The organism is Paraclostridium sp. MRS3W1 (assembly GCF_032465715.1).
Classification (GTDB): Bacteria; Bacillota; Clostridia; order Peptostreptococcales; family Peptostreptococcaceae; genus Paraclostridium; species Paraclostridium dentum.
Window position 1 is genome coordinate 14,723 of record NZ_JAWDJM010000032.1, and the last position, 24,451, is coordinate 39,173.

At 30.0% G+C, this 24,451-nt stretch carries 24 protein-coding genes and 5 tRNA genes; all 29 read right to left on the reverse strand.

Annotated features, from left to right (window positions below; translation table 11 throughout):
* Positions 1–17 precede the first annotated feature (17 nt).
* The gene (gene recA / locus RWY47_RS02585; RefSeq protein WP_021428792.1) at positions 18–1,070 is read right to left on the reverse strand and encodes a recombinase RecA; all 1,053 of its coding nucleotides are present in this window, start codon (positions 1,068–1,070) and stop codon (positions 18–20) included.
* Between the two features lie 278 nt (positions 1,071–1,348).
* Entirely contained in the window at positions 1,349–1,891 is a 543-nt protein-coding gene (gene pgsA, locus RWY47_RS02590) for a CDP-diacylglycerol--glycerol-3-phosphate 3-phosphatidyltransferase (RefSeq protein ID WP_021428714.1), read from the reverse strand.
* Positions 1,878–3,212: a 30S ribosomal protein S12 methylthiotransferase RimO gene (rimO, locus tag RWY47_RS02595; protein WP_025162350.1), complete on the reverse strand. Its 1,335-nt coding sequence runs from the start codon at positions 3,210–3,212 to the stop codon at positions 1,878–1,880. The genes pgsA and rimO overlap by 14 nt, the downstream gene beginning before the upstream one ends.
* A complete protein-coding gene (gene mnmH, locus RWY47_RS02600; RefSeq protein WP_053831177.1) occupies positions 3,213–4,262 on the reverse strand; it encodes a tRNA 2-selenouridine(34) synthase MnmH in 1,050 nt (349 codons plus the stop codon).
* Positions 4,263–4,264: 2 nt separating this feature from the next.
* Positions 4,265–6,616, reverse strand: coding sequence for a DNA translocase FtsK (locus tag RWY47_RS02605; protein ID WP_021428777.1), 2,352 nt, complete (start codon positions 6,614–6,616; stop codon positions 4,265–4,267).
* Positions 6,617–6,752: 136 nt separating this feature from the next.
* A complete protein-coding gene (locus tag RWY47_RS02610; protein WP_021428855.1) occupies positions 6,753–7,508 on the reverse strand; it encodes a ClpP family protease in 756 nt (251 codons plus the stop codon).
* 30 nt (positions 7,509–7,538) lie between these two features.
* Positions 7,539–7,691, reverse strand: a complete 153-nt coding sequence (locus RWY47_RS02615) for a hypothetical protein (protein ID WP_021428798.1) — start codon at positions 7,689–7,691, stop codon at positions 7,539–7,541.
* A 60-nt stretch (positions 7,692–7,751) separates the two neighbouring features.
* Positions 7,752–8,963: an aspartate kinase gene (gene dapG, locus RWY47_RS02620; RefSeq protein WP_021428850.1), complete on the reverse strand. Its 1,212-nt coding sequence runs from the start codon at positions 8,961–8,963 to the stop codon at positions 7,752–7,754.
* A 9-nt stretch (positions 8,964–8,972) separates the two neighbouring features.
* Positions 8,973–9,218, reverse strand: coding sequence for a YlmC/YmxH family sporulation protein (locus RWY47_RS02625; protein ID WP_021428747.1), 246 nt, complete (start codon positions 9,216–9,218; stop codon positions 8,973–8,975).
* Between the two features lie 66 nt (positions 9,219–9,284).
* Positions 9,285–10,529: a M16 family metallopeptidase gene (locus RWY47_RS02630; protein WP_150842254.1), complete on the reverse strand. Its 1,245-nt coding sequence runs from the start codon at positions 10,527–10,529 to the stop codon at positions 9,285–9,287.
* 120 nt (positions 10,530–10,649) lie between these two features.
* The gene (locus RWY47_RS02635; RefSeq protein ID WP_021428800.1) at positions 10,650–11,393 is read right to left on the reverse strand and encodes a polysaccharide deacetylase family protein; all 744 of its coding nucleotides are present in this window, start codon (positions 11,391–11,393) and stop codon (positions 10,650–10,652) included.
* Between the two features lie 326 nt (positions 11,394–11,719).
* Positions 11,720–13,849, reverse strand: coding sequence for a polyribonucleotide nucleotidyltransferase (locus RWY47_RS02640; RefSeq protein ID WP_021432244.1), 2,130 nt, complete (start codon positions 13,847–13,849; stop codon positions 11,720–11,722).
* Positions 13,850–14,039: 190 nt separating this feature from the next.
* Positions 14,040–14,873, reverse strand: a complete 834-nt coding sequence (locus RWY47_RS02645; RefSeq protein ID WP_035114141.1) for a DegV family protein — start codon at positions 14,871–14,873, stop codon at positions 14,040–14,042.
* A gap of 176 nt (positions 14,874–15,049) precedes the next feature.
* Positions 15,050–15,304 (reverse strand): 30S ribosomal protein S15, encoded by a 255-nt coding sequence (rpsO, locus tag RWY47_RS02650; protein ID WP_150842253.1) that lies wholly within the window; start codon positions 15,302–15,304, stop codon positions 15,050–15,052.
* Between the two features lie 107 nt (positions 15,305–15,411).
* The gene (locus tag RWY47_RS02655) at positions 15,412–16,335 is read right to left on the reverse strand and encodes a bifunctional riboflavin kinase/FAD synthetase (RefSeq protein ID WP_150842252.1); all 924 of its coding nucleotides are present in this window, start codon (positions 16,333–16,335) and stop codon (positions 15,412–15,414) included.
* Between the two features lie 24 nt (positions 16,336–16,359).
* Positions 16,360–17,265: a tRNA pseudouridine(55) synthase TruB gene (truB, locus tag RWY47_RS02660; protein ID WP_150842251.1), complete on the reverse strand. Its 906-nt coding sequence runs from the start codon at positions 17,263–17,265 to the stop codon at positions 16,360–16,362.
* Between the two features lie 11 nt (positions 17,266–17,276).
* Positions 17,277–18,257, reverse strand: coding sequence for a DHH family phosphoesterase (locus tag RWY47_RS02665; protein ID WP_025162354.1), 981 nt, complete (start codon positions 18,255–18,257; stop codon positions 17,277–17,279).
* 3 nt (positions 18,258–18,260) lie between these two features.
* Positions 18,261–18,650 carry a 30S ribosome-binding factor RbfA gene (rbfA, locus tag RWY47_RS02670; RefSeq protein ID WP_021428779.1) on the reverse strand — a complete coding sequence of 130 codons (390 nt, stop codon included), beginning with the start codon at positions 18,648–18,650 and terminating at the stop codon, positions 18,261–18,263.
* A 21-nt stretch (positions 18,651–18,671) separates the two neighbouring features.
* Positions 18,672–20,609 carry a translation initiation factor IF-2 gene (infB, locus tag RWY47_RS02675; RefSeq protein ID WP_224170374.1) on the reverse strand — a complete coding sequence of 646 codons (1,938 nt, stop codon included), beginning with the start codon at positions 20,607–20,609 and terminating at the stop codon, positions 18,672–18,674.
* Between the two features lie 14 nt (positions 20,610–20,623).
* Positions 20,624–20,944 (reverse strand): L7Ae/L30e/S12e/Gadd45 family ribosomal protein, encoded by a 321-nt coding sequence (locus RWY47_RS02680; protein ID WP_025162355.1) that lies wholly within the window; start codon positions 20,942–20,944, stop codon positions 20,624–20,626.
* Positions 20,937–21,209 (reverse strand): RNase P modulator RnpM, encoded by a 273-nt coding sequence (gene rnpM, locus RWY47_RS02685; RefSeq protein ID WP_021428756.1) that lies wholly within the window; start codon positions 21,207–21,209, stop codon positions 20,937–20,939. Before rnpM ends, RWY47_RS02680 begins: the two co-directional genes overlap by 8 nt.
* An 18-nt stretch (positions 21,210–21,227) precedes the next feature.
* A complete protein-coding gene (gene nusA / locus RWY47_RS02690) occupies positions 21,228–22,301 on the reverse strand; it encodes a transcription termination factor NusA (RefSeq protein WP_224170375.1) in 1,074 nt (357 codons plus the stop codon).
* A 36-nt stretch (positions 22,302–22,337) separates the two neighbouring features.
* Positions 22,338–22,799: a ribosome maturation factor RimP gene (gene rimP, locus RWY47_RS02695; protein WP_021428857.1), complete on the reverse strand. Its 462-nt coding sequence runs from the start codon at positions 22,797–22,799 to the stop codon at positions 22,338–22,340.
* Between the two features lie 191 nt (positions 22,800–22,990).
* Positions 22,991–23,935, reverse strand: coding sequence for an alpha/beta hydrolase (locus RWY47_RS02700; RefSeq protein ID WP_168931996.1), 945 nt, complete (start codon positions 23,933–23,935; stop codon positions 22,991–22,993).
* A gap of 110 nt (positions 23,936–24,045) precedes the next feature.
* A tRNA-Thr gene (locus RWY47_RS02705) sits at positions 24,046–24,120 on the reverse strand.
* Positions 24,121–24,125: 5 nt separating this feature from the next.
* Positions 24,126–24,201 (reverse strand) — tRNA-Asn (locus RWY47_RS02710).
* A 9-nt stretch (positions 24,202–24,210) separates the two neighbouring features.
* Positions 24,211–24,284 (reverse strand) — tRNA-Cys (locus RWY47_RS02715).
* 5 nt (positions 24,285–24,289) lie between these two features.
* Positions 24,290–24,366, reverse strand: a tRNA-His gene (locus RWY47_RS02720).
* 7 nt (positions 24,367–24,373) lie between these two features.
* Positions 24,374–24,450: transfer RNA gene (locus tag RWY47_RS02725), tRNA-Pro, on the reverse strand.
* Between the last annotated feature and the right edge of the window lies 1 nt (position 24,451).

Genomic DNA, 24,451 nt, shown 5'->3' on the forward strand with positions numbered 1-24,451 from the left:
AGGAGGTATACAAGCTATTATTCTCCAATATTTTCTATTGAATCTTCATTTTCCTCTGCGCTATCTGCATTTTCATCTAATTTGTAATATTTTCTTACTAAACCGTCTACTTCTTCTGTTAAATCTTTATTATCCTCTAAGAACTTTTTAACATTTTCTCTACCTTGTCCTAATCTAGTCTCGTTATAACTATACCAAGCTCCTGATTTTTTAATTATGTCTAAATCTGCAGCTATATCTAATAGGTCCCCAACCTTTGATATACCTTCTCCATACATTATGTCAAATTCACATTGTTTAAATGGAGGTGCAACCTTGTTTTTAACAACTTTTACTCTTGTTCTACTTCCCATAACTTTATCGCCTTGTTTTATAGTGTCTATTTTTCTAACATCTAGTCTTACTGAAGAGTAGAATTTAAGAGCACGACCACCTGTTGTAGTTTCTGGGCTACCAAACATAACTCCAACTTTCTCTCTTAACTGGTTTATAAATATTGCTACACAATTAGATTTTTTTATAGATCCTGTTAGCTTTCTTAAAGCTTGCGACATAAGTCTTGCTTGAAGACCAATATGAGAATCTCCCATGTCCCCTTCTATTTCAGCTTTTGGAACTAATGCTGCTACTGAGTCAACTACTATTATATCTATAGCACCACTTCTTATAAGTGCTTCTGCTATTTCTAACGCTTGTTCTCCTGTATCTGGTTGTGAAACTATTAAGTTATCAACATCTACCCCTAATGCCTTTGCATATACTGGATCTAATGCATGTTCAGCATCTATGAATGCTGCTATTCCACCTTGTTTTTGAGCTTCTGCTACTGCATGTAAAGTAACTGTAGTCTTACCAGAAGATTCTGGTCCATATATCTCAACTATTCTACCCTTTGGAAGACCTCCTATACCTATAGCTATATCAAGTCCAATAGAACCTGTTGGTATAACATCTATAGCCATTCCCTTAGCTTCTCCAAGTTTCATTACAGATCCTTTACCAAAATCTTTTTCTATTTGAGATAACGCTGAATTCAGCGCTTTTAATTTTTCATCTTGTATTCCTGCCATTTATGTTACCTTCCCTTCTAAAAATCATTTATTAAAATTTTACTTAAAGTAAAACATTCATCAAACACTTGTTCTATATTTATTATATATTTTTTATGACTTAAAGTCAATTAAATAATACCTTATTAGTATTAACTTTAATTATATCAATTTATACATATTTTTCCATAAGTTTAAATTATCTTTTACCTAAAATTCTAAGCTTCCTTTTAAACTTGGTTTAAAAACTTATTAAGCACAAAAAATGGATAACTAACAGTTATCCATTTTTTATATTATTATTTACTTTCCATAAATAAATTTTTATTTTTGTAAACATACTCCCATCCTGAATAAAGAGTAAGTAGTGTAGCTATTAATATAGTAAATTTACCTATGTTTAAAAATACAGGATTACCTGTATGCGCACCTAGTAAAAGAATTACTATAGCTACCATTTGTGAAATAGTTTTTAATTTCCCTCCAGAACTTGCAGCTATTACTTTTCCGTCTGCAGCTGCAATTGCTCTTAATATACTAACTGTAAGTTCTCTAGCAACAATTATAATAACCATCCAAGCAGCCACTAAATCATACTCTATCATTGTTGTAAGAGCTGATATTACAAGCAGCTTATCAGCAAGAGGATCCATAAATTTACCAAAGTCAGTTACTAAATTGTATTTTCTAGCTATATGACCATCCATAGCATCAGTTACAGATGCTACTATAAATATCATACAAGCTATTAAAAATTTACTTGGTAAATTTAACATCATTACTATTATAAAAACTGGTATTAAAAATATCCTAAATAAAGTTAATTTATTAGGCAAGTTCATTAACTACATCTCCCATCAAATCATACTCTAAGGCATTATTTATTTTTACTTTTACAAATGATCCTATTTCAAGTTGATTTTCAGACTTAACATAAACTATACTGTCTATTTCTTCTGCATCTCCTTGAGTTCTACCTATATATACCTTATCTTCAATTTGCTCTTCGATTAAAACTTCATATTCATTATCAATTTTTTGTGCATTTAAATTTTGTGATATTTCTTGCTGAACTAACATAAGTTGATCTCTTCTTTGTAGTTTTACATCTTCATCTAAATGATTAGGAAGTTTATCCGCTGGAGTGTCTTCCTCTCTAGAGTATGCAAAAGCTCCCAGTCTATCAAACTTCATATCTTTTGCAAATTCAACTAATTCATTAAAATCTTCGTCAGTTTCTCCAGGGAATCCAACTATTATAGTTGTTCTTAATGTAGCATCAGGTATATATTTTCTTATCATTTCAACTTTAGATTTAATGTCTTCTTTAGTCGTGTGTCTATTCATTAATTTTAAAACTTTATTACTTGCATGTTGTATAGGCATATCAAAATAATTACATATATTATCATATTTTTTAATTACTTTTACAAGCTCTTCAGTTATTGATTCAGGATATGAGTACATTATTCTTATCCATTTTATCCCATCTATTTGTGCAAGTTCTTCTAATAATTGCGGAAGTTTAACTTCTCCATATAAATCTAAACCATACTTTGTAGTGTCTTGAGCTATAACTACTAATTCTTTTACTCCTTTAGAAGCAAGATCTTTAGCTTCTTTTATTATATCTTCCATTTTTCTACTTCTATATCTACCTCTTAATTTTGGTATTATACAATACGTACAGTGATTGTCACAACCTTCACCTATTTTTAAATATGCCATATATTCTGGAGTTGTAACGTATCTTGGAAGATCTTCATTGTAAGCAAATTCAATATCATTTAAACTTACTATGTTATTTTCCTTTTCAAGATTTGCTATTATTTCATCTATTTGTTGGTAACTTCCTGTTCCAACTATAGCATCTATTTCTGGAATTTCTGCTTGTAATTCCTTAGCATATCTTTGAGCTAAACATCCTGTAACTATAAGTAACTTTAAATTTCCGTTTTCTTTTAATTGAGCTAAGTCTAATATAGTATCTATAGATTCTTGTTTTGCTGATTCTATAAATCCACAAGTATTTACTAAAATTATATCAGCTTCCTCAAACTCACCTACTAATTTATATCCTTTTCTATTTAAAATCCCCATCATTATTTCTGCATCTACTAAATTTTTAGAACATCCTAATGACTCTAATGCTATTTTTAACATTTAATTTGCTCCTTCCTTCGCTGCCTTATGAAAATCTATTAACTCTAAAACTGCTTCTTTCATGTTATCACAATTAAGAACTCTATTGTACTCATATTTTTGAACTGAATGCCCATATAATGCATCGTAATAATCTACTAAATAATGTTCTACAACTTGATCGTATTTACCTTCATTAAATAATTCAATATAATAATCAACTTTTTGATTTCCTAATCTTTTTCTAAATTTATTAATACACTGTATTAATGCTTCAAAGTTCTTATTCTCTGTATATATGTAGTCTCTACATAATCTATCTACTCTAGACTTTACACTACATTCTAATAATATATGGTATCCGTCCCTTACTATGCCTTCATATATTTCATGAGGTACGTTAACATGTCCGACTCTTTTACTTTCACTTTCTATAAATATATAGTTGCTTTTTGAAAAATATAGTTTTTCAAAAATATTAGTTTCAAAATTCTTTTGTGTAGGGGGTTTTTCGTTAAACATTATAAATCCAAATGTAGATCCACTATTTTTAGCTATACCCTCTAAGTCTATAATATCTATTCCATTTTCTTCTAACATAAGTAATGCATCTGTTTTTCCAACACCAGTTAACCCATGAAGAACTATAAATTCTTTTGTATCCATAACTGTTTTAAAGTAATCTAATACAAAGTTTCTGTATGCTTTATATCCACCTTGTAATTGATATACATTTACACCTAATGTTGAAATCATATTTACTAAACTTCCACTTCTCATGCCGCCTCTTGCACAGTATATAACTATATTTTCATATTCATTAGCTAAACTTAAAACTTCCATGTACATATGTTTTAACTTATCTTTTACATAGTCAAATCCCTTTTGTACAGCTTCTTGTTTTCCTTGCATCTTATATATAGTTCCTATATCTTTATGCTCATCATCATTAAACAATGGCATATGAAAAGCATCACGTATGTGGTCTTCTTCAAATTCCGCTTGCGTTCTAACATCTATAAATATAGTATTTGGTAGATCTAACGCACTCTTTATGTCTATTGTCTTCAAATTTATTCACCCTCTAAATTTTCTAAGTCTTGTTTACTTACTAAAACCTTTCTAGGTTTACTTCCTTCACTTTGACCAACTATAGATCTCTCTTCCATAGAATCTATAAGTCTTGCCGCTCTATTAAATCCAATTTTAAATTTTCTTTGAAGCATAGAAGCTGAAGCTTGCCCACTTTCAACTACAAATTCTATTGCATCTCCTAAAAGTTCATCAGCATCGTTATCTTGCTCTTTAGATATTTTAGCTATACTATCTACTATGCATTCTTCATATTTAACTTCTTCATTAACTTGACTCTTTACATAATCTACTACTCTTTCTGATTCTGATTCTGATATAAACGCACCTTGTAATCTAACTGGTTTAGCTGCTCCTAAAGGATAGAATAGCATATCTCCTTTTCCTAGAAGCTTTTCTGCTCCACCCATATCAAGTATAGTTCTAGAGTCCGTTTGAGATGAAACTGCAAACGCAATTCTAGATGGAATATTGGCTTTTATAACTCCAGTTATAACATCTACTGAAGGTCTTTGTGTAGCAACTATTAAATGCATTCCTGCAGCTCTTGCCATCTGAGCTAATCTACATATATAATCTTCAACATCACTAGCACTAACCATCATAAGGTCTGCAAGCTCGTCTATTATTATTACTATCTTAGGAAGTTTTTCTTCACTTTTTTCATTATAACTTGTTATGTCTTTTACACTTGATTCTGCAAATAATTTGTATCTTCTATTCATTTCAGTAACTGCCCAGTTTAAAGCATTAGCAGCTTTTTTAGGATCTGTTACAACTGGTATTAATAAATGTGGTATTCCATTGTAATTTGCAAGTTCAACAACTTTTGGATCTATAAGTAAAAATTTAACTTCATCTGGGTTTGCTTTGTATAAAATACTGTTTATCAAAGTATTTACACACACACTTTTACCAGAACCTGTAGATCCTGCTATAAGTAAATGAGGCATTTTCCCAATATCAGCTATTATAGGTTTCCCAGCTATATCTTTTCCAAGTCCCATAGCTAATGGCGATTTGAAATTATTAAATTCTTCACTTTCAATAACTTCTCTTAAAGTTACCATTTGAGCTTCTTCATTTGGAACTTCTATACCAATAGCACTTTTACCTGGTATAGGAGCTTCTATTCTTATACTTTTTGCCGCTAAGCTAAGGGCTATATCATCTGTTAAGTTAACAATTTTACTAACTTTAACACCTGGACTTGGTTGAATTTCATATCTAGTTATAGTAGGTCCAACAGTAACTTGATTTACTTTCGCTTCAACTCCAAAGTCAGATAGAGTTTTTTCTAATAATGAGGCATTTTTTAAAACTTTTTTCTTGCTTTTGTCATCAGTCTTTGAATCTATTTTATTTAATAGCTCAATACTAGGTTTTGTATAATTTTCATATTTAGAATTTGTTTGAATCCCTATAGGCTGTGTACTTTCTATATTGCTTTCTTTTACACTTGTAACCTCTGTTTTTTGCGTAGGTTTAGCCTTTTGTAATTCTTTTAAAACTTCTAATTCAGGCATACTTTGAGTGCCCTCTAATATCTCTAAGTAATCATCTTCAGCTTTATTAAATCCAACAATTTTTATTGTTTTATCATTGTCGTATTCTTCAATACTTTTTTCTTTATCCTTAGATTTATTTGACTTATTTTTTAAGTCATTCTTTGTTACCATAGTATTTTCATCAACTTCTTCAGTTACCATGTTAACCATAGCATTTTTTAAACCTTTAGCTTTTTCTTTAAAAGTAAGATTACTATCTTTACTGTTTTTAGCTTTTGCTTTTATAGTATAAATTAAGTCTTTTAAAGATATATTAAAAGTAAATAGACCTGTTATTAATAATGCAAATATACTTATTAGCCATGCTCCTGTTACACCTAAAATCTTTGTAACGTAATATGTGATGAATGTAGCTATAAGTCCACATCCTTCACCTTGAACCGCAGCTTTACTTACTTCTTTAATTACATACGAATTAGTCGGACTATCTATAGGTAAATTTTTAGCATTTAAAAGTCCGTAGAATATGAATATAAAAAATACACCTAAATAGTATATTTTAGCATTTTTAATTCTGTATATATATTCATTCTTCTCGAAAAATCCTAAGATACCACTAATAATGATTATAAACGGAATTGCTACTGCTAATCCTCCAAATAATCCTTTAAATATATTTTGAATAACCGTACCTAATAACCCCATTGAACTAGAGTTTAAACTATATAATAAAAATATACCAATAAATATAGTTATAAGGTTATTGTACTCAGCTGAAAAACTTGATTCTATCTTCTTTTTCTTTTTAGATTTTTTCTTAGCCATCAATCTCACCTCTTAAAAATAAATTTATACAAGAATTAATAAATTCCAAAATCATAGCAAAAAGTGCTAATGTATTTAAACACTAACACTTTTATATCTTTTAATTATATCATATTTTATGTTATTTAAACAAATTTTATTTAATTACATTGTTGTTACTATCATTATCGTCTTCATTAATTAATTCTCTTAATTTAGCCATTGCCTCTTTTAATCCACCGACTTCATCAATAAGACCACAATCAACTGCCTCTTTACCTATTAAAACACTACCTACATCACTTACTAATTCCTCTTTTGAATGCATAAGTTTTTCTAATTCTTCTCTTTCTATATCTGAAGTTCTAATTATAAATCTAGTTATACGCTCTTGCATTTTTTTAAAGTATTCAAATGTTTCATTAACTCCAATAACAAGTCCATTTGTTCTTATAGGGTGAACAATCATAGTTGCAGTTGGAGCTATAAATGAATAATCACCTGCAGTTGCAAGTGGAACTCCTATACTATGACTACCTCCTAATACTAATGTTACTACTTTTTTAGATACACTATTCATAAGTTCTGCCATAGCAAGTCCAGCTTCAACATCTCCTCCAACAGTGTTTAAAATTACTAATACCCCTTTTATATTTTGATTTTCCTCTATTTCAAATAACATAGGTATTATATGCTCATATTTTGTAGATTTTTTTTGTGGGTTTCCTGCAAAGTGACCTTCAATTTCACCAATTATAGTTATACATTGTATGTCCTTTATGTTTTGGTTAGGCATATTAGGAACACCCATTTGTTTTATATTTTGTATATCTTCACTTTCTTCTTCTCTTTCATCATCTTCTTCTGACTTCAGCTGTATTTTTCTATTTTTTTCATCATTGAAAAGATTCATATGTAGCCTCCTTCTAAGACTTATTTTTATCTACTTTTCTTTTGGATGTTTACTTATAGGTCTTGATGTATTTTGAGCTACTGATCCACTTTTTCTAGGTCTAGAGTTAGCTGGTAAATTTAATTCTTCTGCAAATTCTAATTTAGTATTTGGCTGTTTATTTTTTGTTTTTTTATTAGACATAAAAAAATCCTCCTATTTGTTTAACTTTACATATAAGTTAACCAAAAAAGGAGGATATTATTAATTTAATTTAAATTCATCATGTATAGCATGAACAGCTGATTTCATATCTTTTTCTTCAACTAAACAAGATATAGTCATGTTTGAATCCGATGTTTGTAATAAGTTTATTTTAGCTTTAGATAAAGCTCTTACAATCTTTGCCATAACGCCAGGAATACCTGTCATTTTTGTACCTATAAGAGTTACCTTTGCACAGTTTTCTTTAACAGTATACTCAAGATCATGATTATTAAGTATATCTTTTAATATATTTAACTTTTCATGGTCTATTACAAAAGCTTTTTCTTCCACAAAGAAGTTTATCATATCTAGACTAATTTCATTTGATTCAATTTCATTCATTATATCTGTAAATATATCTTCTTTAGATTTAACTTTTATTTGAGTAATTCCATTTTTATGTGCTACTGCAGTCATAGTGTGTAAAGATTTTGCTTCTTTGTTTACTTCAAATTTAGGACTCATCCCGCTTATTCTAGTACCTGGATGAGATGGGTTTAAAGTATTTTTTATATTTAAAGCTATCGATCCACTTTTTGCAATTTCAACAGCTCTTGGATGAATTACCTTTGCACCTTTGTCTGCCATTTGAAAAACTTCTTCATAATTTATATAATCTAAAACTTTAGCTTCAGGTTCTACTCTAGGGTCTGCCGTCATGATTCCATCAACATCTGTATAAATTTCAACAGTTTCACATTCTAAAGCTTTACCTATAGCAACAGCAGATGTATCGCTTCCGCCTCTACCAAGAGTTGTTACTTCTCCACTTTCTGTAGTTCCTTGGAACCCGGCTACAATAACAACTTTACCTTCATCTAATTCTTTATATATTCTTTCTGGTTTTATATCTAATATTCTTGAATCAGAAAATTTCCCATCTGTATATATACCAGCTTGACTACCAGTTAAAAATACTGCATCTATCCCATTTCCTTTTAGCATATTAGTAAGTATAGTTCCTGATATTATCTCTCCACAAGACATTATTAAATCTAATTCTCTTTTAGAAGAATTTTCATTCACATTTTTACACAGATTTATCAATGTATCAGTTGCATATGGAGCTCCTTTTCTTCCCATAGCAGAAACTACTACAACTAAGTCTAATCCTTTTTCTTTGTAGTTTTTTATTATATTGCAAACTTGTTGCATTTTTTCATAAGATTCCACAGATGTCCCACCAAATTTTTGAACTACTATCGTCATATTATCCTCCTAGTAAACTCCTTCGTATTCTATTATAATCATGTCATTACCAATTTTTTTTACATTTCTCCATGGTACTTCTAGTACCGATTTATCTTTTCTAAATCCTAAAAATCCTCTTTCTCTAGGGATTAATAAAGCTAGTATTTTTCCTGTAGTGTCTTCAATTATAAGGTCGCACTCTCCAACAACTCCTAATCTTTCTCCTGTAACTAAGTTTACAATCTCTTTACCTGCTACTTCAGATAAATTCATAAGTATCCCCCCATATAAACTAATATGTATCCAATATAGATAACCTTGATTATATGTCTAGTCTAGTTAGTCTAAAGTTATACCCTCTACATCTCTTCCTACAATACAGACTCCAATATTTTCTCTATTAAATACCTTGTCTATAATTAAGTCTATTCTAGCCTTGTCAATATTATTTATACTTTCTATAATATCATTAGGATTTTTCACCTTTTTCGTTAATACCATTGCTTTACCAATTGACATCATTCTGCTGCTAGTACTCTCTAATCCAAGAATATAACTTCCTTTTAACTGTTCCTTACTTTCTTTTATCTCTTTATCTGTAAGATGATTCTGTCTTAGGTTGTCAATTTCTTCTAATACTAAATTATATACTTTTTTTAGATTTTCGTTACTCATACTAGCATAAATTCCAAGTTCTCCGCTTTTCCTATAAAGGCTAGGCGCAGAGTATATTGAATATACTAGTCCTTTATTTTCCCTTATATTTTGAAATAATCTTGAGCTTATACTTCCTCCGAAAATATTATTTATTATAGATAATGCATAGGCATCTTCTCTATCCTCTAGAGGAATAGCTTTTAAACTTATCGCTAAATTAACTTGTTCTGTATCTTTGTTTCTAGTTATAAAGCACGGATGAAACTCAGGTTCAGTTATTTTGATATCTACATTTCCCATAGCTAAGTCTTTAAACTTGGATTCTATTAACTTTACCATTTCTTCAAATTTAAAGTTTCCACTTATAGATATTACAGAGTTACTTGCTACATAATACTTATTAAAATAATCTTTTATAGTATTTCTATTCATATTATATAACGATTCTTCCGTACCTATTATATTCATACCTAAGGCGTCAGTTTTGTATATTCCTTCCATAAGAAGATCGTACACTAAGTCCTCAGGAGAATCTTCATACATTTTTAATTCTTCTATTATAACTTGTCTTTCCTTATCTATATCCTTTTCATCAAACAAAGGATTTAAAAACATATCACTTAATATATCAATTCCAATATCTATATGTTCATCTAACAATTTTACATAATAACAAGTACATTCCTTACTCGTAAAAGCATTTATTTGACCTCCTAAGTTATCTATAGTGCTTGCGATTTCTTTAGAAGTTCTATTTTTAGTACCTTTAAAAAGCATATGTTCTATAAAATGTGATATCCCACCTAGCTCTTCATTTTCTATTCTAGACCCTGCATTTACCCAAACACCTAATGTTATAGATTTTAGATAAGGTATCTCTTCCCCTATTATTGTTAGTCCATTACTCAATGTGTGCGTTTTATACATACTCATCCTCCAATTTTTGTGCATTAAAATATTTATGATAATCATATAAGCTTTTTTATCTTAATCAATGTCTTTTAAATTATAAGTTAGTAAAGTCAATTATTCAATATCAAAATAATTTTATAAATTAAATACATCACTAAGTTTACCTGGCTTTAATTCCTTTTCTTCTATGATTTTTATTATATCATCAATTCCCTCTGCACTTGCATATGTAGGATGCATAAGTATTATGCTAGAATCTTTCATATCTTTAGATTTAACCCTTTGTATAATAACATCAGGTTCTTGTCTATTTTTCCAATCTATTGTGTCTATATCCCATTTATAAGGTATATAACCTAAGTCGTTACACGCTTTTACTGTGTCTTTATTAAATGATCCTCCTGGAGCTTGAAAAAACTTAGTTTCTGTTTTTGTTATATTTTCAATTATTTCTTTTGATGTCTTTATTTGTTCGTAATTTTTATCATAGTCTAAAGTTCCATAGTCTAGATGTTTATATCCGTGATTTGCAATTTCATGTCCCTTTTTTTGAATTTCTAATAGAAGTTCAGGATTTTCTTCTGCCCATCTGCCTGTTACAGCAAAAGTTATTTTAGCCTTTTTTTCATCTAATACTTTTAAAATTTTTTCTAAGTATTCAGTTTCCCACCCAAGGTCTACGTTGCAACTTATTGCAACGTATCCACTTTTTTCTTTTGTTCCACTGTAATATGGCTCACCAGCTCTATAAAACATGTTAAATGTAGGCTTAGATTTATCTTTTGTCATAAATGCAACGCCTATAATTGCTAATATTATAACTAATGCTATTATGAAAATTTTTTTTAGCTTTTTTTTATTAAGCACCATCATTATCATAAAAGTCCCTCCTAATATGTACAATTTATTTATTCATTAAATTGTATTAGGACAGTTTCCCTTTTATGCATTTTTATTATATATTATATATTCAAACTTCCCTATAACTTAAATTGCTTTTATTATTGCAAAAAATGCTTATTGTGGGGGCGCTCGATTAAAAGCTATATATTTCCTTCACACGACAATCTTTGCTTGTAAGTGTTTCGTCAATATATAGCTTTTAATCTTCGCTTCTTTTGTGAGGTATAAATAAAAAAGGAGACATATCTAATACTTAGATATGTCTCCTTTTTTATTTATATATAATCTAAACAGACTATAATTTATTTTTCTTTATTTTCTTTTACTTCTTTAACTTCTTTTTTCTCTGGTTTTGGTAAAAGTGCTTTTCTAGATAAGTTAACTCTACCTTTTTCATCGATTTCAGTTACCTTAACTGTTACTTCATCACCTATATTTAAAACATCCTCAACCTTATTTACTCTTTCATGAGCTATATGAGATATATGAAGTAATCCTTCTTTTCCTGGAAGTACTTCAACGAATGCTCCGAAATTCATTATTCTTGTTACTTTACCTGTGTAAGTTTCACCTACTTCAGCTTCTGCAACTATATTATTTATAAGTTCTTGAGCTTTAGCTATCATTTCAGCATCTATTCCACTTATAAATACTTCTCCAGTTTGTTCTATATCTATTTTAACTCCAGTTTCATCTATAATCTTAGTTATTATTTTTCCACCAGGTCCTATAACGTCTCTTATCTTATCTGGATTTATGTTCATTGTTACTATCTTAGGTGCATATTTAGAAAGCTCTGGTTTAGGAGCAGCTATAGTTTTTCTCATTTCATTTAATATATGAATTCTACCTACTTTAGCTTGTTTTAAAGCAGTTCTTAAAACTTCTTCATCTATACCAGCTATTTTTATATCCATTTGTATAGCAGTTATCCCGTGCTCAGTACCTGCAACTTTAAAGTCCATGTCTCCTAGGTGGTCTTCCATACCTTGTATATCTGAAAGTACTGCAACTTTATCATCATGTTTTATAAGTCCCATAGCTATACCTGCTACCATATCTTTTAATGGAACACCTGCATCTAAAAGAGATAATGTTGATCCACATACACTACCTTGAGATGTTGATCCATTAGAACTTAAAACTTCAGAAACAACTCTTATTGCATATGGGAAATCTTCTTTAGAAGGTATAACAGGAAGTAATGCTCTTTCAGCTAATGCTCCATGTCCTATTTCTCTTCTACCTGGACCTCTTGAAGGTCTAGCTTCTCCAACACTGTATGCTGGGAAGTTGTAATGATGCATATATCTTTTACTTTCTTCTTCATCAAGTCCATCAAGTATTTGAACATCACCTAAAGCTCCTAAAGTCGCTATAGACATTACTTGAGTTTGTCCTCTTGTAAATAATCCAGATCCATGAGCTCTTGGTATAAATCCATTATCACACCATATAGGTCTTATTTCATCTGGTTTTCTATTATCTGGTCTTACATTTTCATGTACTATAAGCTTTCTTACTTGCTCTTTTATTATAGCATGTAATGTTTCTTCTATATCTTGACCAAATTCTTCTACTATATCTTCAAAGTTTTCAAAAGTAGCTTCTTTTACTGCATCCATTTTTTCCATTCTTTCAAGCTTTTCTACAGTTTTAACCGCTTCTTTCATTTTATCTGTAGCAAATTCACGAACAGCTTTTTCTACGTCTGCATTTATTTCAAAAAGAGTAACTTCTATTTTTTCTTTTCCGACTTCAGCAACTATAGTCTCTATAAACTCAACAACTTTTTTGATTTCTTTATGAGCAAATAATATAGCTTCTAGCATTAATTCATCTGGTATTTCTTCTGCACCTGCTTCAACCATCATTATAGCATCTTTCGTTCCTGATACTACAAGGTGTAGAGAACTCTTTTCTCTTTGCTCAGCAGTTGGATTTATAACAAATGCACCATCTACCAATCCTACTGATACAGATCCTGTAGGTCCATTAAATGGTATATCAGATATAGATAATGCTATAGATGAACCTATCATTGCTACTATATCAGGTGTACAATCTTGATCAACTGATAAAACTGTTGCTACTACTTGTACATCATTTCTAAATCCTTTTGGGAATAAAGGTCTTATAGGTCTATCTATAAGTCTTGATGTAAGTATAGCTTTTTCTGAAGGTTTTCCTTCTCTTTTTAAGAATCCTCCAGGTATCTTTCCTACTGAATATAATTTTTCTTCATAATCAACACTTAAAGGGAAGAAATCTATTCCATCTCTTGGTTGCGCTGACTTTGAAGTATTAACCATAACCATGGTCTCACCATACTGAAGTATGGCACTTCCACTAGCTAGTTCGGCAATTTTTCCTATTTCAACAGAAAGCTCTCTTCCTGCAAAATCCATTTTAAAAACTTTATGTTCAAACATTAATGCTTGTACCTCCTCTTTATTAAAAACCGCGTTTAGTATCCTATGTACTATCTTATCAAAAATACTATAATTTAACAACATAAAAGTAAATTACTAGCTTTCATCGATATAATTTAGAGATACAAAACGTAATTAGCAAATATTTGTTTTTATCTATTATTTGCTTATTATGTAAAATTTAATACATTTAATTTGAACAACTAATAGCAATTATATCCGGTCCTGTATGTGAACAAATACAAGCTCCTCCTCTAGTAAAGTAAAGTTTTTTAACTTTTAAACTTTCTTCTACTTCTTTTTGTAGCACTTCAAAGTCCCCTACATTAGCTCCGCACCCAATCATTACATTTTTATCTTCAAAATTGTCATATTGAGATTTTAATAAGTCTATTAGTGTATGTACTACATGCTTTTTTCCTCTTACTTTTGTAACTAACGCTATATTTCCATCTTTCATTGAAAATACAGGTTTAAGACTTAACATGTTGCCTATTGCAGCTGTAGTTACAGAAACCCTTCCACTTCTTTTTAAGTATTCTAAGCTATCTGGCACAAAGAATAAATTCACACTTTCTCTTAATGCCTCTAACTCATTTATGATGCTCTTAGCGTCCATATTTTGCTCTATAAGCTCACAAGCTTTTATAACAAACTGTCCACTCCCTAGGGATAGATTTAATGTGTCAAATATGTGTATTTCTCCTTCGGTATCATTTTTAGCCATCATAGCACTTTGATACGTTCCAGAAGATTTTGATGATCCATTTATACAAATTATTGAATATTCATCCTTATATTTATCAAATACCTCTTTAAATTGCATATATGTCGCTTGAGATGTTTTTGGTACGGTATGTATTTTCCTCATAGTATTATAAAATTCTTCATTTGTCATATCTATACCGTCTTTAAATTCATTGTCTTCTATAATTATAGTTAATGGAATTATTTCTATTTCATGTTTTTCTGCTAACTCCATAGGAATATCACATAAACTATCGCATATTAATTTTATTTTCATAGCAAATCCCCTCCTAAAAGAAAAATTTCTATATAAATTATACTATTCCTTTATATATTTTAAACTAATTTTAGACAATTTGTAATTTTTTTGTCTATATTTGAAACTTAACTTTATTAAAGTATCTAAACAAAAAAAGAAGGCTTTAACCTTCTTTCTTTATCTAAATAATCTAATTATTTTCTTAATCCTAATTTAGCTATTAAAGCTCTGTATCCTTCTAAGTCTTTCTCTTTTAAGTAAGCTAATAAGTTTCTTCTCTTACCAACCATCTTTAAAAGACCTCTTCTTGAGTGGTGGTCTTTTTTATGAGTCTTTAAGTGACCGTTTAATTCATTTATTCTAGCTGTTAATAAAGCTATTTGTACTTCTGGAGAACCAGTATCTCCTTCAGATCTTCCGAATTCTTTTATTATTTCAGTTTTGTTCATTTGTGAATACCTCCATTATTTTATTAAATCCCCAATTACTAAGCATTGATTGGAGTATTCAAATGCTGAGTAATGGTTTACGAATCTTATTTTACCATAAAGCATGTCTATTTGTAAACATACTTTTTGTATACAAAATTAACGTCTTTTCTCAATTGCGATTTCAATTCATCTAAAGAGTTAAACTTTTTTTCATCTCGTATTCTATCTAAAAATTCAACTCTTATTATTTCACCATATATTTCTTCATCAAAGTCAATTATATTTGTTTCTATAGACAATACTTTTCCATTTACAGTAGGATTATATCCTATATTGGTTGCTCCATAGTAAACCTTATTTTTAATATATACTTTAACTGCATATATGCCATTTTTAGGTATAATCAACTTATCTTCAGCTTTAAGGTTAGCAGTTGGAAATCCAATTGTTCTTCCAATTTTTCTTGCATGTATAACTTCGCCTTCTAAAAAATAATTTCTACCTAAAAAATCTTTAATTTCACTTACATTTCCATCATTTATAAGATTTCTTATGTAACTACTGCTTACTCTTCTGCCTTTTATTTTTATCGGTTCTATTACTTTAACCTTCATATTATAATTTTTCCCAAGACTTTCAAGCAAGCTAGCATTTCCTTCTTTATTTCTAGCAAAAGTGAAATCATGCCCAACTATAACCATTTTACATTTTAGTTTTTCATGTAAAATAGTTTTTACAAAATCAGTCGCAGATATTTTTGTCATATATTCATCAAATGGGATCATAAAAACTATGTCCACACCTAGATCTTTAAATATCTTAACTTTCTCTTCATTTGTAATAATATGCTTTATAGAATCAGCTCTAAAATACCTCATAGGGTGATTTTCAAATGTAAATACTACACTTTTATAATTCTTTGTTTTTGCTTCTTTTACAGCTTCTTTAATAAGCTTTATATGGCCTTTATGAATACCATCAAAATTCCCAATAGTTACAACAGTATTTTCAACATTTATTACTTCATCTAATGATTTTATAATAGTCATAATAAATTCCCCACTACTTATATTCTATACAAATAGTTTATCACTTTTTAAGCATAATGTCCCATCAACTTTTAAGAATTTACCTACTCCTAAAAATTTTCCTTCACTATATACTCTTACAAATTCATCAGTTTCTTTAAAATCACCTTTTAAAAAACCTTTATTGTAAACTATAGCTCCATTTACATAAGACTTAACTGCAAGCGGATTTATATGTATACTATTAAAATTTGATAAAACATAATCGATATCATATAAATGTTCATCTAACATATTTTCTTTATAAAGTTCTTCTAATTGCTCTAAAGTTATAGCATTGTCTATATTAAATTTTCCTGATGAAGTTCTAAGCAAGAATGACATATGACCACCACAACCTAACTCTTTACCTATATCGTAGCATATGCTTCTTACATAAGTTCCTTTAGAACACTTAACATAAAACATCACTTTATTTTCTTTAAATGATAAGATATTAAGCTCCTTTATGTTAACATCTCTATATTTAAGAGTAATTTCTTCAGCTCTTCCAGCTCTAACTAAATCACACATTCTTTTTCCATTTACTTTTAAAGCTGAATACATAGGAGGAATCTGTTTAATTTCTCCCCTTTGAGTATCAAATGCTTTTTCAAGTTTTTCAATATTTATATCTTTAACTTCAGATCTTTCTACAATTTCACCTGATGAGTCATAAGTATCTGTAGTTATTCCTAAAGTCAGTTCACAGATGTATGACTTATCCTTATTAAGAATAAGTTCACTAACCTTTGTAGCTTTTCCTATACATATAGGTAGTACCCCTGATGCATCTGGATCAAGGGTACCTGTGTGACCAACTTTTTTTATATTTAATATTTTTCTAACCCTACCTACGACGTCATGAGATGTCATTCCCGTAGGTTTTAGTATATTTACTATTTTGTTCATATCAATCATCCTTAAATATGTTTTAAGACTTCGTCAATCACCATTTTTTTTGCATTTTCTATACTATCATTTATAGTACATCCTGAGGCTCTAACGTGGCCTCCTCCTCCAAATTTCTGTGCAATAGAACTAACATTCACATAATTTTTAGATCTAAAACTTACTTTAATTTCATTTTCTGCTTTTTCTTTGAATAAAAGTCCTACTTCTACTCCATCTATATCTCTAGTATACGATGTAACTCCATCTGCGTCATTAAATGAAATATCATTTCTATTTAGCATATCTGTAGTTAACATCATACTAGCTATTTTACCATCTACAATATCTAATGTATCCAATGCTTCTCCTAGCAATTTATAATAATTATATGGATTACTTTGGAATATTTTTTGAATTATAAGATCCTTTTTAGCTCCTATAGTAACTAGATCATATGCCATTAAATAACTGCTTGGATTAGTATTTGAGTAAGAAAAATTACCTGTATCAGTTAAAAGTCCTGTATACAGATATGTAGCTATATTCTCATCTATCAATTGATTATTAATAGTGTCAGAATACTCTTTAAGTAAATTGTAGACTAATTCACATGTAGATGATTCATTTGGATTTATATAATTTAAATCTCCGAAATTATCATTACTTGCATGATGATCTATGCATATTAATTTACTAACAGATGTTTTTATTTTGTCACTTACACAAATTCTATTAATATCTCCACAATCAAGAGATATTAAAGTGTAATCGCTTAGATTAACATCTGTTTCTTCTGATTTTAGTATGTTTACATTTTCAACTAAAAATCTTAAATTAACAGGTATACTATCATCAAGTACATATAATACATTTTTTCCTAATTTTTTTAAAACATAGTACATAGATAATGTTGATCCTATGTTGTCCCCATCTGGGCTATAATGAGAGGTAACAATAAAATTGTTACCCTCTTGTATAGCATTTATAATATTTTTCACATTTTTTTTCATTAATTATTCTCCTTGAGAATCATCTGAAAAATCTTTTTTGTTTTTGCTGTTATCTTCATTTACTTTCTTTATAAGACTTTCCATATACATTCCTTTTTCAATAGAATCATCAATCTTAAAGATAATTTCTGGAGTATGTCTAAGTTTTACATTTTTTCCTACTTCTTTTCTTATATATCCACAAGCACTCTTAAGACCTGCCATGCTTGATTCTTTATTTCCACCTAATATACTTACATAAACATAAGCATAACTTAAATCACTAGTTACCTCAACATCAGTAACACTTATAAGAGAATTTATTCTATAGTCTTTTATTCCACTTATAAGCATTGTACTTACAACTTTTCTTATTTCTTCGCCTATTCTTTGCGTTCTGCTATATGATGCCATAATATCGACCTCTTTTACTTACTATTTTAGTTTTCTTTCTACTTCTTTAGTTATATAAGCTTCTACTATGTCGCCTTCTTTTATATCATTGAAGTTAGTAAATGTTATACCACACTCATATCCATGATTTACTTCTTTTGCATCATCTTTAAATCTCTTTAATGCTGCTATTTCACCTTCATGGATTATTATTCCATCTCTAACAATTCTTACTTTACCATTTCTAAATATCTTACCACTTAATACATAAGATCCTGCTACTGTACCAACTCCAGATATTTTAAATGTATTTCTTACTTCTGCTTTACCTGTTTCTTCATCTACATACTCAGGATCTAACATACCTGTCATAGCAGCTTGTACGTCTTCTATAGCCTTGTATATTATTGTGTATGTTCTTATATCTACTTCTTCTTTTTTAGCCATTACTTCAGCTGTAGCTACTGGTCTTACGCTAAATCCTATTATTATAGCATTAGATGCTCTAGCTAGCATAACGTCAGACTCAGTTATTGCTCCAACACCACAGTGTATAACTCTAACAGCAACTTCTTCTGTAGATAATTTTTCTAATGATTGCTTAACAGCTTGAACAGATCCTTGAACGTCAGCTTTAACAACTACGTTTAACTCTTTAACTTCAGCATCTGACATTTGGCTAAAGAATTCATCAAGGCTTATTCTTTGATTAGATTTTAGCATTTCTTCTCTTGCTATATGTTGTCTCTTTTCAGCCACGTTTCTTGCTATTTTTTCAGTAGCAACTGCAACGAATTGATCTCCACCTTGTGGAACTTCTGATAATCCTAATATTTCAACTGCAGTAGCTGGTCCAGCAACTTTAACTCTTCTACCCTTATCGTTTATCATTGCTCTAACTTTTCCACAAGCAGTACCTGCAACTATAGGATCTCCAACTTTTAAAGTTCCTCCTTGAACAAGTACAGTTGCAACAGGTCCTCTTCCTTTATCAAGTTGAGCCTCTATAACTGTTCCTACTGCTCTTTTGTTTGGATTAGCTTTTAATTCTTCCATCTCTGCAACTAATAATATCATTTCAAGTAATGTATCTATATTAGTTTGTTGTCTAGCTGATACAGGAACTGATATAACATCTCCACCCCAGTCTTCAACTAATAATCCTTGATCTGCTAATTCTTGTTTAACTCTGTCTACATTAGCATCTGGCTTATCTATTTTGTTTATAGCAACTATTATTGGTACCTCTGCTGCTTTAGCATGGTTTATAGCTTCTATTGTTTGAGGCATTATACCATCATCTGCAGCAACAACTAATATAGCCATATCTGTTACTTGTGCTCCTCTAGCTCTCATAGATGTGAAAGCCTCATGTCCTGGTGTATCTAAGAATACTATTTTTTCTCCATTTATAGTAACTTCAGATGCCCCTATATGTTGAGTTATTCCACCCGCTTCTTTGTTTGTTACACTTGTTGATCTTATAGCATCTAATAAAGATGTTTTACCGTGGTCAACATGTCCCATAACTGTAACGATAGGAGATCTCTTTACTAAATCTTCTTCTTTATCTTCTTCTATTTCCATTAATGCGTCTATCTCTGCTGCTTCTTGTTCTGATGTATCTTTTTCTACTAATTCAAATCCATAGTCTTTAGCTACTAAAGAAGCTATTTCAAAATTTAACTCTTGGTTTATTGTTGCCATAGTTCCCATTTTCATAAGCTTCATTATTATTTCTGTAACTGGTTTTTCTAAACTGTTAGCTAATTCTTGAACAGTTAAACTACCTTCCACAGATACTGTTGGAAGTCCACTTCCTTTAGCTTCTTCTAATAATTCCATAGCCATATCTGCATCTTCTTGACTTAACTCATCATTCTTATCATTTACGTTTATATCTAATTCTCCTAGTTTAACTATAAGTTCTTCACTAGTAATTCCTAAATTTTCTGCTAATTGGTATACTCTTGTTGACACAAGACCACCCCCTATTATATTTTTGTATTTTCAATAAGTTCTAAAACCTTATTTGCAAAACTTGCGTCCTTAATTCCAACAACTGCTCTAGGAGCTTTTCCTATAGCTAATCCTAATTGCAATTTAGTTGAATATGTAACACAGTTTATATTTCTAAAAGATGTTTTATCTTTAAATAACTTTTTCGTGTTATTCGAAGCATCATCTGCTACTATAACTAGTTTTACCCTATTTTTTTTAATTTCAAGCATAGTTGAATCATCACCCGATACTAGTTTACCTGCGCGCTGTGCGAGACCTAGAAAAGAATAAATTTTTGCTTCATTATTATTCATTATCTTCAATCTCCTTAATTAGTGATTCATACACTTCTTCAGGAATCTCCATTTTGAAAGCTCTACTTAGGGCATTGCTTTTAATAGCTTTTTTTAAACATTCGCTACAGTTACAAATATATGCACCTCTACCATTTGCTTTTCCTGTTTTATCTAAAAATATATGTCCTTCTTTATTTTTAACAATTCTTATTAACTCTTTTTTATTGTCTCTATCTTGACAAGCTATACACTTTCTCTGAGGAACTTTTTTTACCTTTTGCAAATGTATCACTCCTTATATCTAAGCATCTAGTTCATCTTGATTTGCTACTTCTTTAGCTGCTTGAGTTTCACTTTTTATATCGATTTTCCAGTTAGTTAACTTAGCTGCAAGTCTAGCATTTTGACCTTCTTTACCTATAGCAAGTGATAATTGATAATCTGGAACTATAACTAAAGCACTCTTTTCTTCTTCATTTACATCTACAGACATAACTTTTGATGGGCTTAGAGCTGCTGATATAAATTCAACTGGGTTTTCACTGTACTTGATTATATCTATCTTTTCATCACCTAGTTCATCAACTATATTTTTAACTCTTGATCCTTTAGGTCCAACACATGCTCCTATTGGATCTATATTTTCATCTACTGAGCTAACTGCCATCTTAGTTCTAGATCCAGCTTCTCTTGCAATACTTTTAACTTGAACAGTTCCTTCAAATATTTCTGGAACTTCCATTTCAAATAGTCTCTTAACTAAACCTGGATGACTTCTTGAAACACTTATTTGAGGTCCTTTATTAGTTTTCTTCACTTCTAATATATAAACCTTTATTTTTTGTCCTGCTTGATAATGCTCTCCTGGTATTTGCTCCGCTTGAGTCATTATAGCTTCTATTCTTCCAAGATTTACATGCACTATGTTTTTGTTTACTCTAGCAACTTCTCCAGTAACTATTTCATCTTGTTTGTCTATAAACTCATTATACACGATATCTCTTTCAGCTTCTCTTATTCTTTGAACAACTACTTGCTTTGCAGTTTGAGCTGCTATTCTTCCGAATTCTGTAGTAGTTATCTCATTTTCTATTATATCACCAATTTCATAGTTAGGGCTTATTTGTCTAGCCTCATCTATTTCAATTTCTAAGAAAGTATCATAGATATCCTCTGAGTCAACAACTATTCTTTGAGAGTAAACCTTTACATCTCCTTTTTCTCTATCAAAATATACTCTAACATTTTGAGCAGATCCAAAGTTCTTTTTATAAGCAGTTAATAACGCTTGTTCTATAGTATCTATAAGTATTTCTTTATCTATTCCTCTATCTTTTTCTAATTCTTCTAATGCTTCTACAAACTCGTGGTTCATTTCTTTATCCTCCTATTTTTCGATATTAAGTTTTAATTAGAATTTTACAGCAAGTCTTATAAGTGCTATATCTTTTTTATCAAATTCCATCTCTTCACCGTCTACTATTAATTTAACTACTTTATTTTCAGCTAGTTCAACTAATTCCGCTTCAAAATGTTTTAATCCATTTATAGGTTTATATAATTTAACTTCTACATCTCTACCAGCATATCTTACAAAGTCTTTTTCTTTTTTAAGTGGTCTATCAAGTCCTGGTGAAGATACTTCTAAGAAGTAGTTTTCTTTTATTGGATCTTTTTCATCTAATATAGGGTTTATAGCTCTAGTTACAACTTCACAGTCGTTTAAAGATACACCCCCATCTTTATCTATAAATATTCTTAAGTAATATTCGCCTGCTTCTTTAACATATTCAACATCAACGATTTCGATGTTATTTTCATTAGTTATTGGAAGTACTAATTCTTCTATCATTGCTTCTGTACTTTTTTTCATTCGACTTACCTCCTATTCAGTTGTTATTTTATAGTCTATAAGTACTATAAATAAAAGAGTGAGAACTTTCCGTCTCACTCTTAGTTTTTACATTTTATACTATTTTATATACTATAATACCATACATTGTTTTTATTTGCAAACTTTCTAGTATTATTCAATGTTTTATCCTATTTTTAATAACTTAAAATTTAATTTTTTTGAACTTTATTATCAATAAATTTATATATCCTATCAAAATATTCTTTTCCTAATATATCATATCCATTAACATGTTGAACTCCATCGATTAACCATAACTCTTTCTTGTTATGAGGTATATTGTCATAAATTATTTTGCTACTATTTGGAGAACATACTTTATCCTCTTTTCCATGTATTAAAAACATAGGAGTTGTAATATGCTGAACAGCTTTATATGGCTTTACGTCTTCATAACTAAATCCAGATTTAACTTTTGTATATAAATTACCCATAAATTTAGCATATCCAACAGGTAATAGAGGTATATCTTTATCTTCAATTCCTAATCTTATAGCATCTTGCATCTCATGATAAGGAGAATCTGCTATATAAAAATCTACATACTTATTTTTTTCATTAATTTCTGAATGCATAACAACCGTTGCAGCTCCCATCGAATGTCCATGAGCTCCTAATAACCCATTTGGATATTTTTTCTTTAAAAACTTGGCTACATTTTCTAAATCATATCTTTCATAAAGTCCAAATGTATAATCATTTCCACCAGTATGGCCTGTATGTCTTTGGTTATATAGCATTACATTATAACCATGTTCTAAATATTCATATGCTTTTTCTAGATATTCATAATAATTACTTTCAATTCCATGAACTAAGATTATGCTTTTATCGGTAGGTGTATTTGACTTTATAAATTTACCTTCTATTTTGTATCCATTTTCAGGTGAGTTTATAAAAACATCTTCATACTTATATTTTTTTAACCTATCTAAAGGCTTCCCTTCTCTATGTGAAAAAACTTCTACTATATCTTCATTTTTTATTTTTTGACTAGATCCAACAGATCCATCATACACTAAATACCCTACTACACAAGATCCTATTAATAAAACTAAACTGATTAAAAACACTACTAAAATTGACTTCTTCATTAATTCCTCCCATTTTATCACTTGGTACTAATACTTAGTATACAATAAAATCAAATTCTTTTCTACTTTTTTAACACAAAAAAACAAGCTATTATTAGCTTGTCTATAATTGGAGCTAGTGATAGGAATCGAACCTACAACCTGCTGATTACAAGTCAGCTGCTCTACCGTTGAGCCACACTAGCGCATATGGCGGGAATAACAGGACTCGAACCTGTGACCCATTGATTAACAGTCAATTGCTCTACCAACTGAGCTATATTCCCATTTTATTTTGGAGGCGACACCCAGATTCGAACTGGGGATCAAGGAGTTGCAGTCCACTGCCTTACCACTTGGCTATGTCGCCTTAATTGGGGTGGATAATGAGAGTCGAACTCACGACCTCCAGAGCCACAATCTGGCGCTCTAACCAACTGAGCTATACCCACCATATATTGGTCGAGGTGGAGGGACTCGAACCCCCGGCCCCATGGTCCCAAACCACGTGCGCTACCAAACTGCGCTACACCTCGA

Coding starts and splice junctions, on each gene's coding strand:
- RWY47_RS02640 (WP_021432244.1), bottom strand. CDS start 13,849: ATGTTTGAACATAAAGTTTTTAAAATGGATTTTGCAGGAAGAGAGCTT.
- RWY47_RS02680 (WP_025162355.1), bottom strand. CDS start 20,944: ATGAATAATAATGAAGCAAAAATTTATTCTTTTCTAGGTCTCGCACAG.
- nusA (WP_224170375.1), bottom strand. CDS start 22,301: ATGAACCACGAGTTTGTAGAAGCATTAGAAGAATTAGAAAAAGATAGA.
- pgsA (WP_021428714.1), bottom strand. CDS start 1,891: ATGAACTTGCCTAATAAATTAACTTTATTTAGGATATTTTTAATACCA.
- RWY47_RS02635 (WP_021428800.1), bottom strand. CDS start 11,393: ATGATAATGATGGTGCTTAATAAAAAAAAGCTAAAAAAAATTTTCATA.
- RWY47_RS02605 (WP_021428777.1), bottom strand. CDS start 6,616: ATGGCTAAGAAAAAATCTAAAAAGAAAAAGAAGATAGAATCAAGTTTT.
- RWY47_RS02615 (WP_021428798.1), bottom strand. CDS start 7,691: ATGTCTAATAAAAAAACAAAAAATAAACAGCCAAATACTAAATTAGAA.
- RWY47_RS02665 (WP_025162354.1), bottom strand. CDS start 18,257: ATGAAAAAAAATGTGAAAAATATTATAAATGCTATACAAGAGGGTAAC.
- RWY47_RS02700 (WP_168931996.1), bottom strand. CDS start 23,935: ATGAAGAAGTCAATTTTAGTAGTGTTTTTAATCAGTTTAGTTTTATTA.
- rimO (WP_025162350.1), bottom strand. CDS start 3,212: ATGTTAAAAATAGCATTAGAGTCATTAGGATGTTCTAAAAATTTAGTA.
- rimP (WP_021428857.1), bottom strand. CDS start 22,799: ATGAAAAAAAGTACAGAAGCAATGATAGAAGAATTAGTACTTCCAATA.
- recA (WP_021428792.1), bottom strand. CDS start 1,070: ATGGCAGGAATACAAGATGAAAAATTAAAAGCGCTGAATTCAGCGTTA.
- RWY47_RS02655 (WP_150842252.1), bottom strand. CDS start 16,335: ATGACTATTATAAAATCATTAGATGAAGTAATAAATGTTGAAAATACT.
- RWY47_RS02610 (WP_021428855.1), bottom strand. CDS start 7,508: ATGAATCTTTTCAATGATGAAAAAAATAGAAAAATACAGCTGAAGTCA.
- truB (WP_150842251.1), bottom strand. CDS start 17,265: ATGAACAAAATAGTAAATATACTAAAACCTACGGGAATGACATCTCAT.
- RWY47_RS02625 (WP_021428747.1), bottom strand. CDS start 9,218: ATGAATTTATCTGAAGTAGCAGGTAAAGAGATTGTAAACTTAGTTACA.
- RWY47_RS02630 (WP_150842254.1), bottom strand. CDS start 10,529: ATGTATAAAACGCACACATTGAGTAATGGACTAACAATAATAGGGGAA.
- RWY47_RS02645 (WP_035114141.1), bottom strand. CDS start 14,873: ATGAAAATAAAATTAATATGCGATAGTTTATGTGATATTCCTATGGAG.
- rbfA (WP_021428779.1), bottom strand. CDS start 18,650: ATGGCATCATATAGCAGAACGCAAAGAATAGGCGAAGAAATAAGAAAA.
- dapG (WP_021428850.1), bottom strand. CDS start 8,963: ATGACGATAGTAGTTCAAAAATTTGGTGGGACATCTGTGGAATCTTAT.
- rpsO (WP_150842253.1), bottom strand. CDS start 15,304: ATGAACAAAACTGAAATAATAAAAGAATTCGGAAGATCTGAAGGAGAT.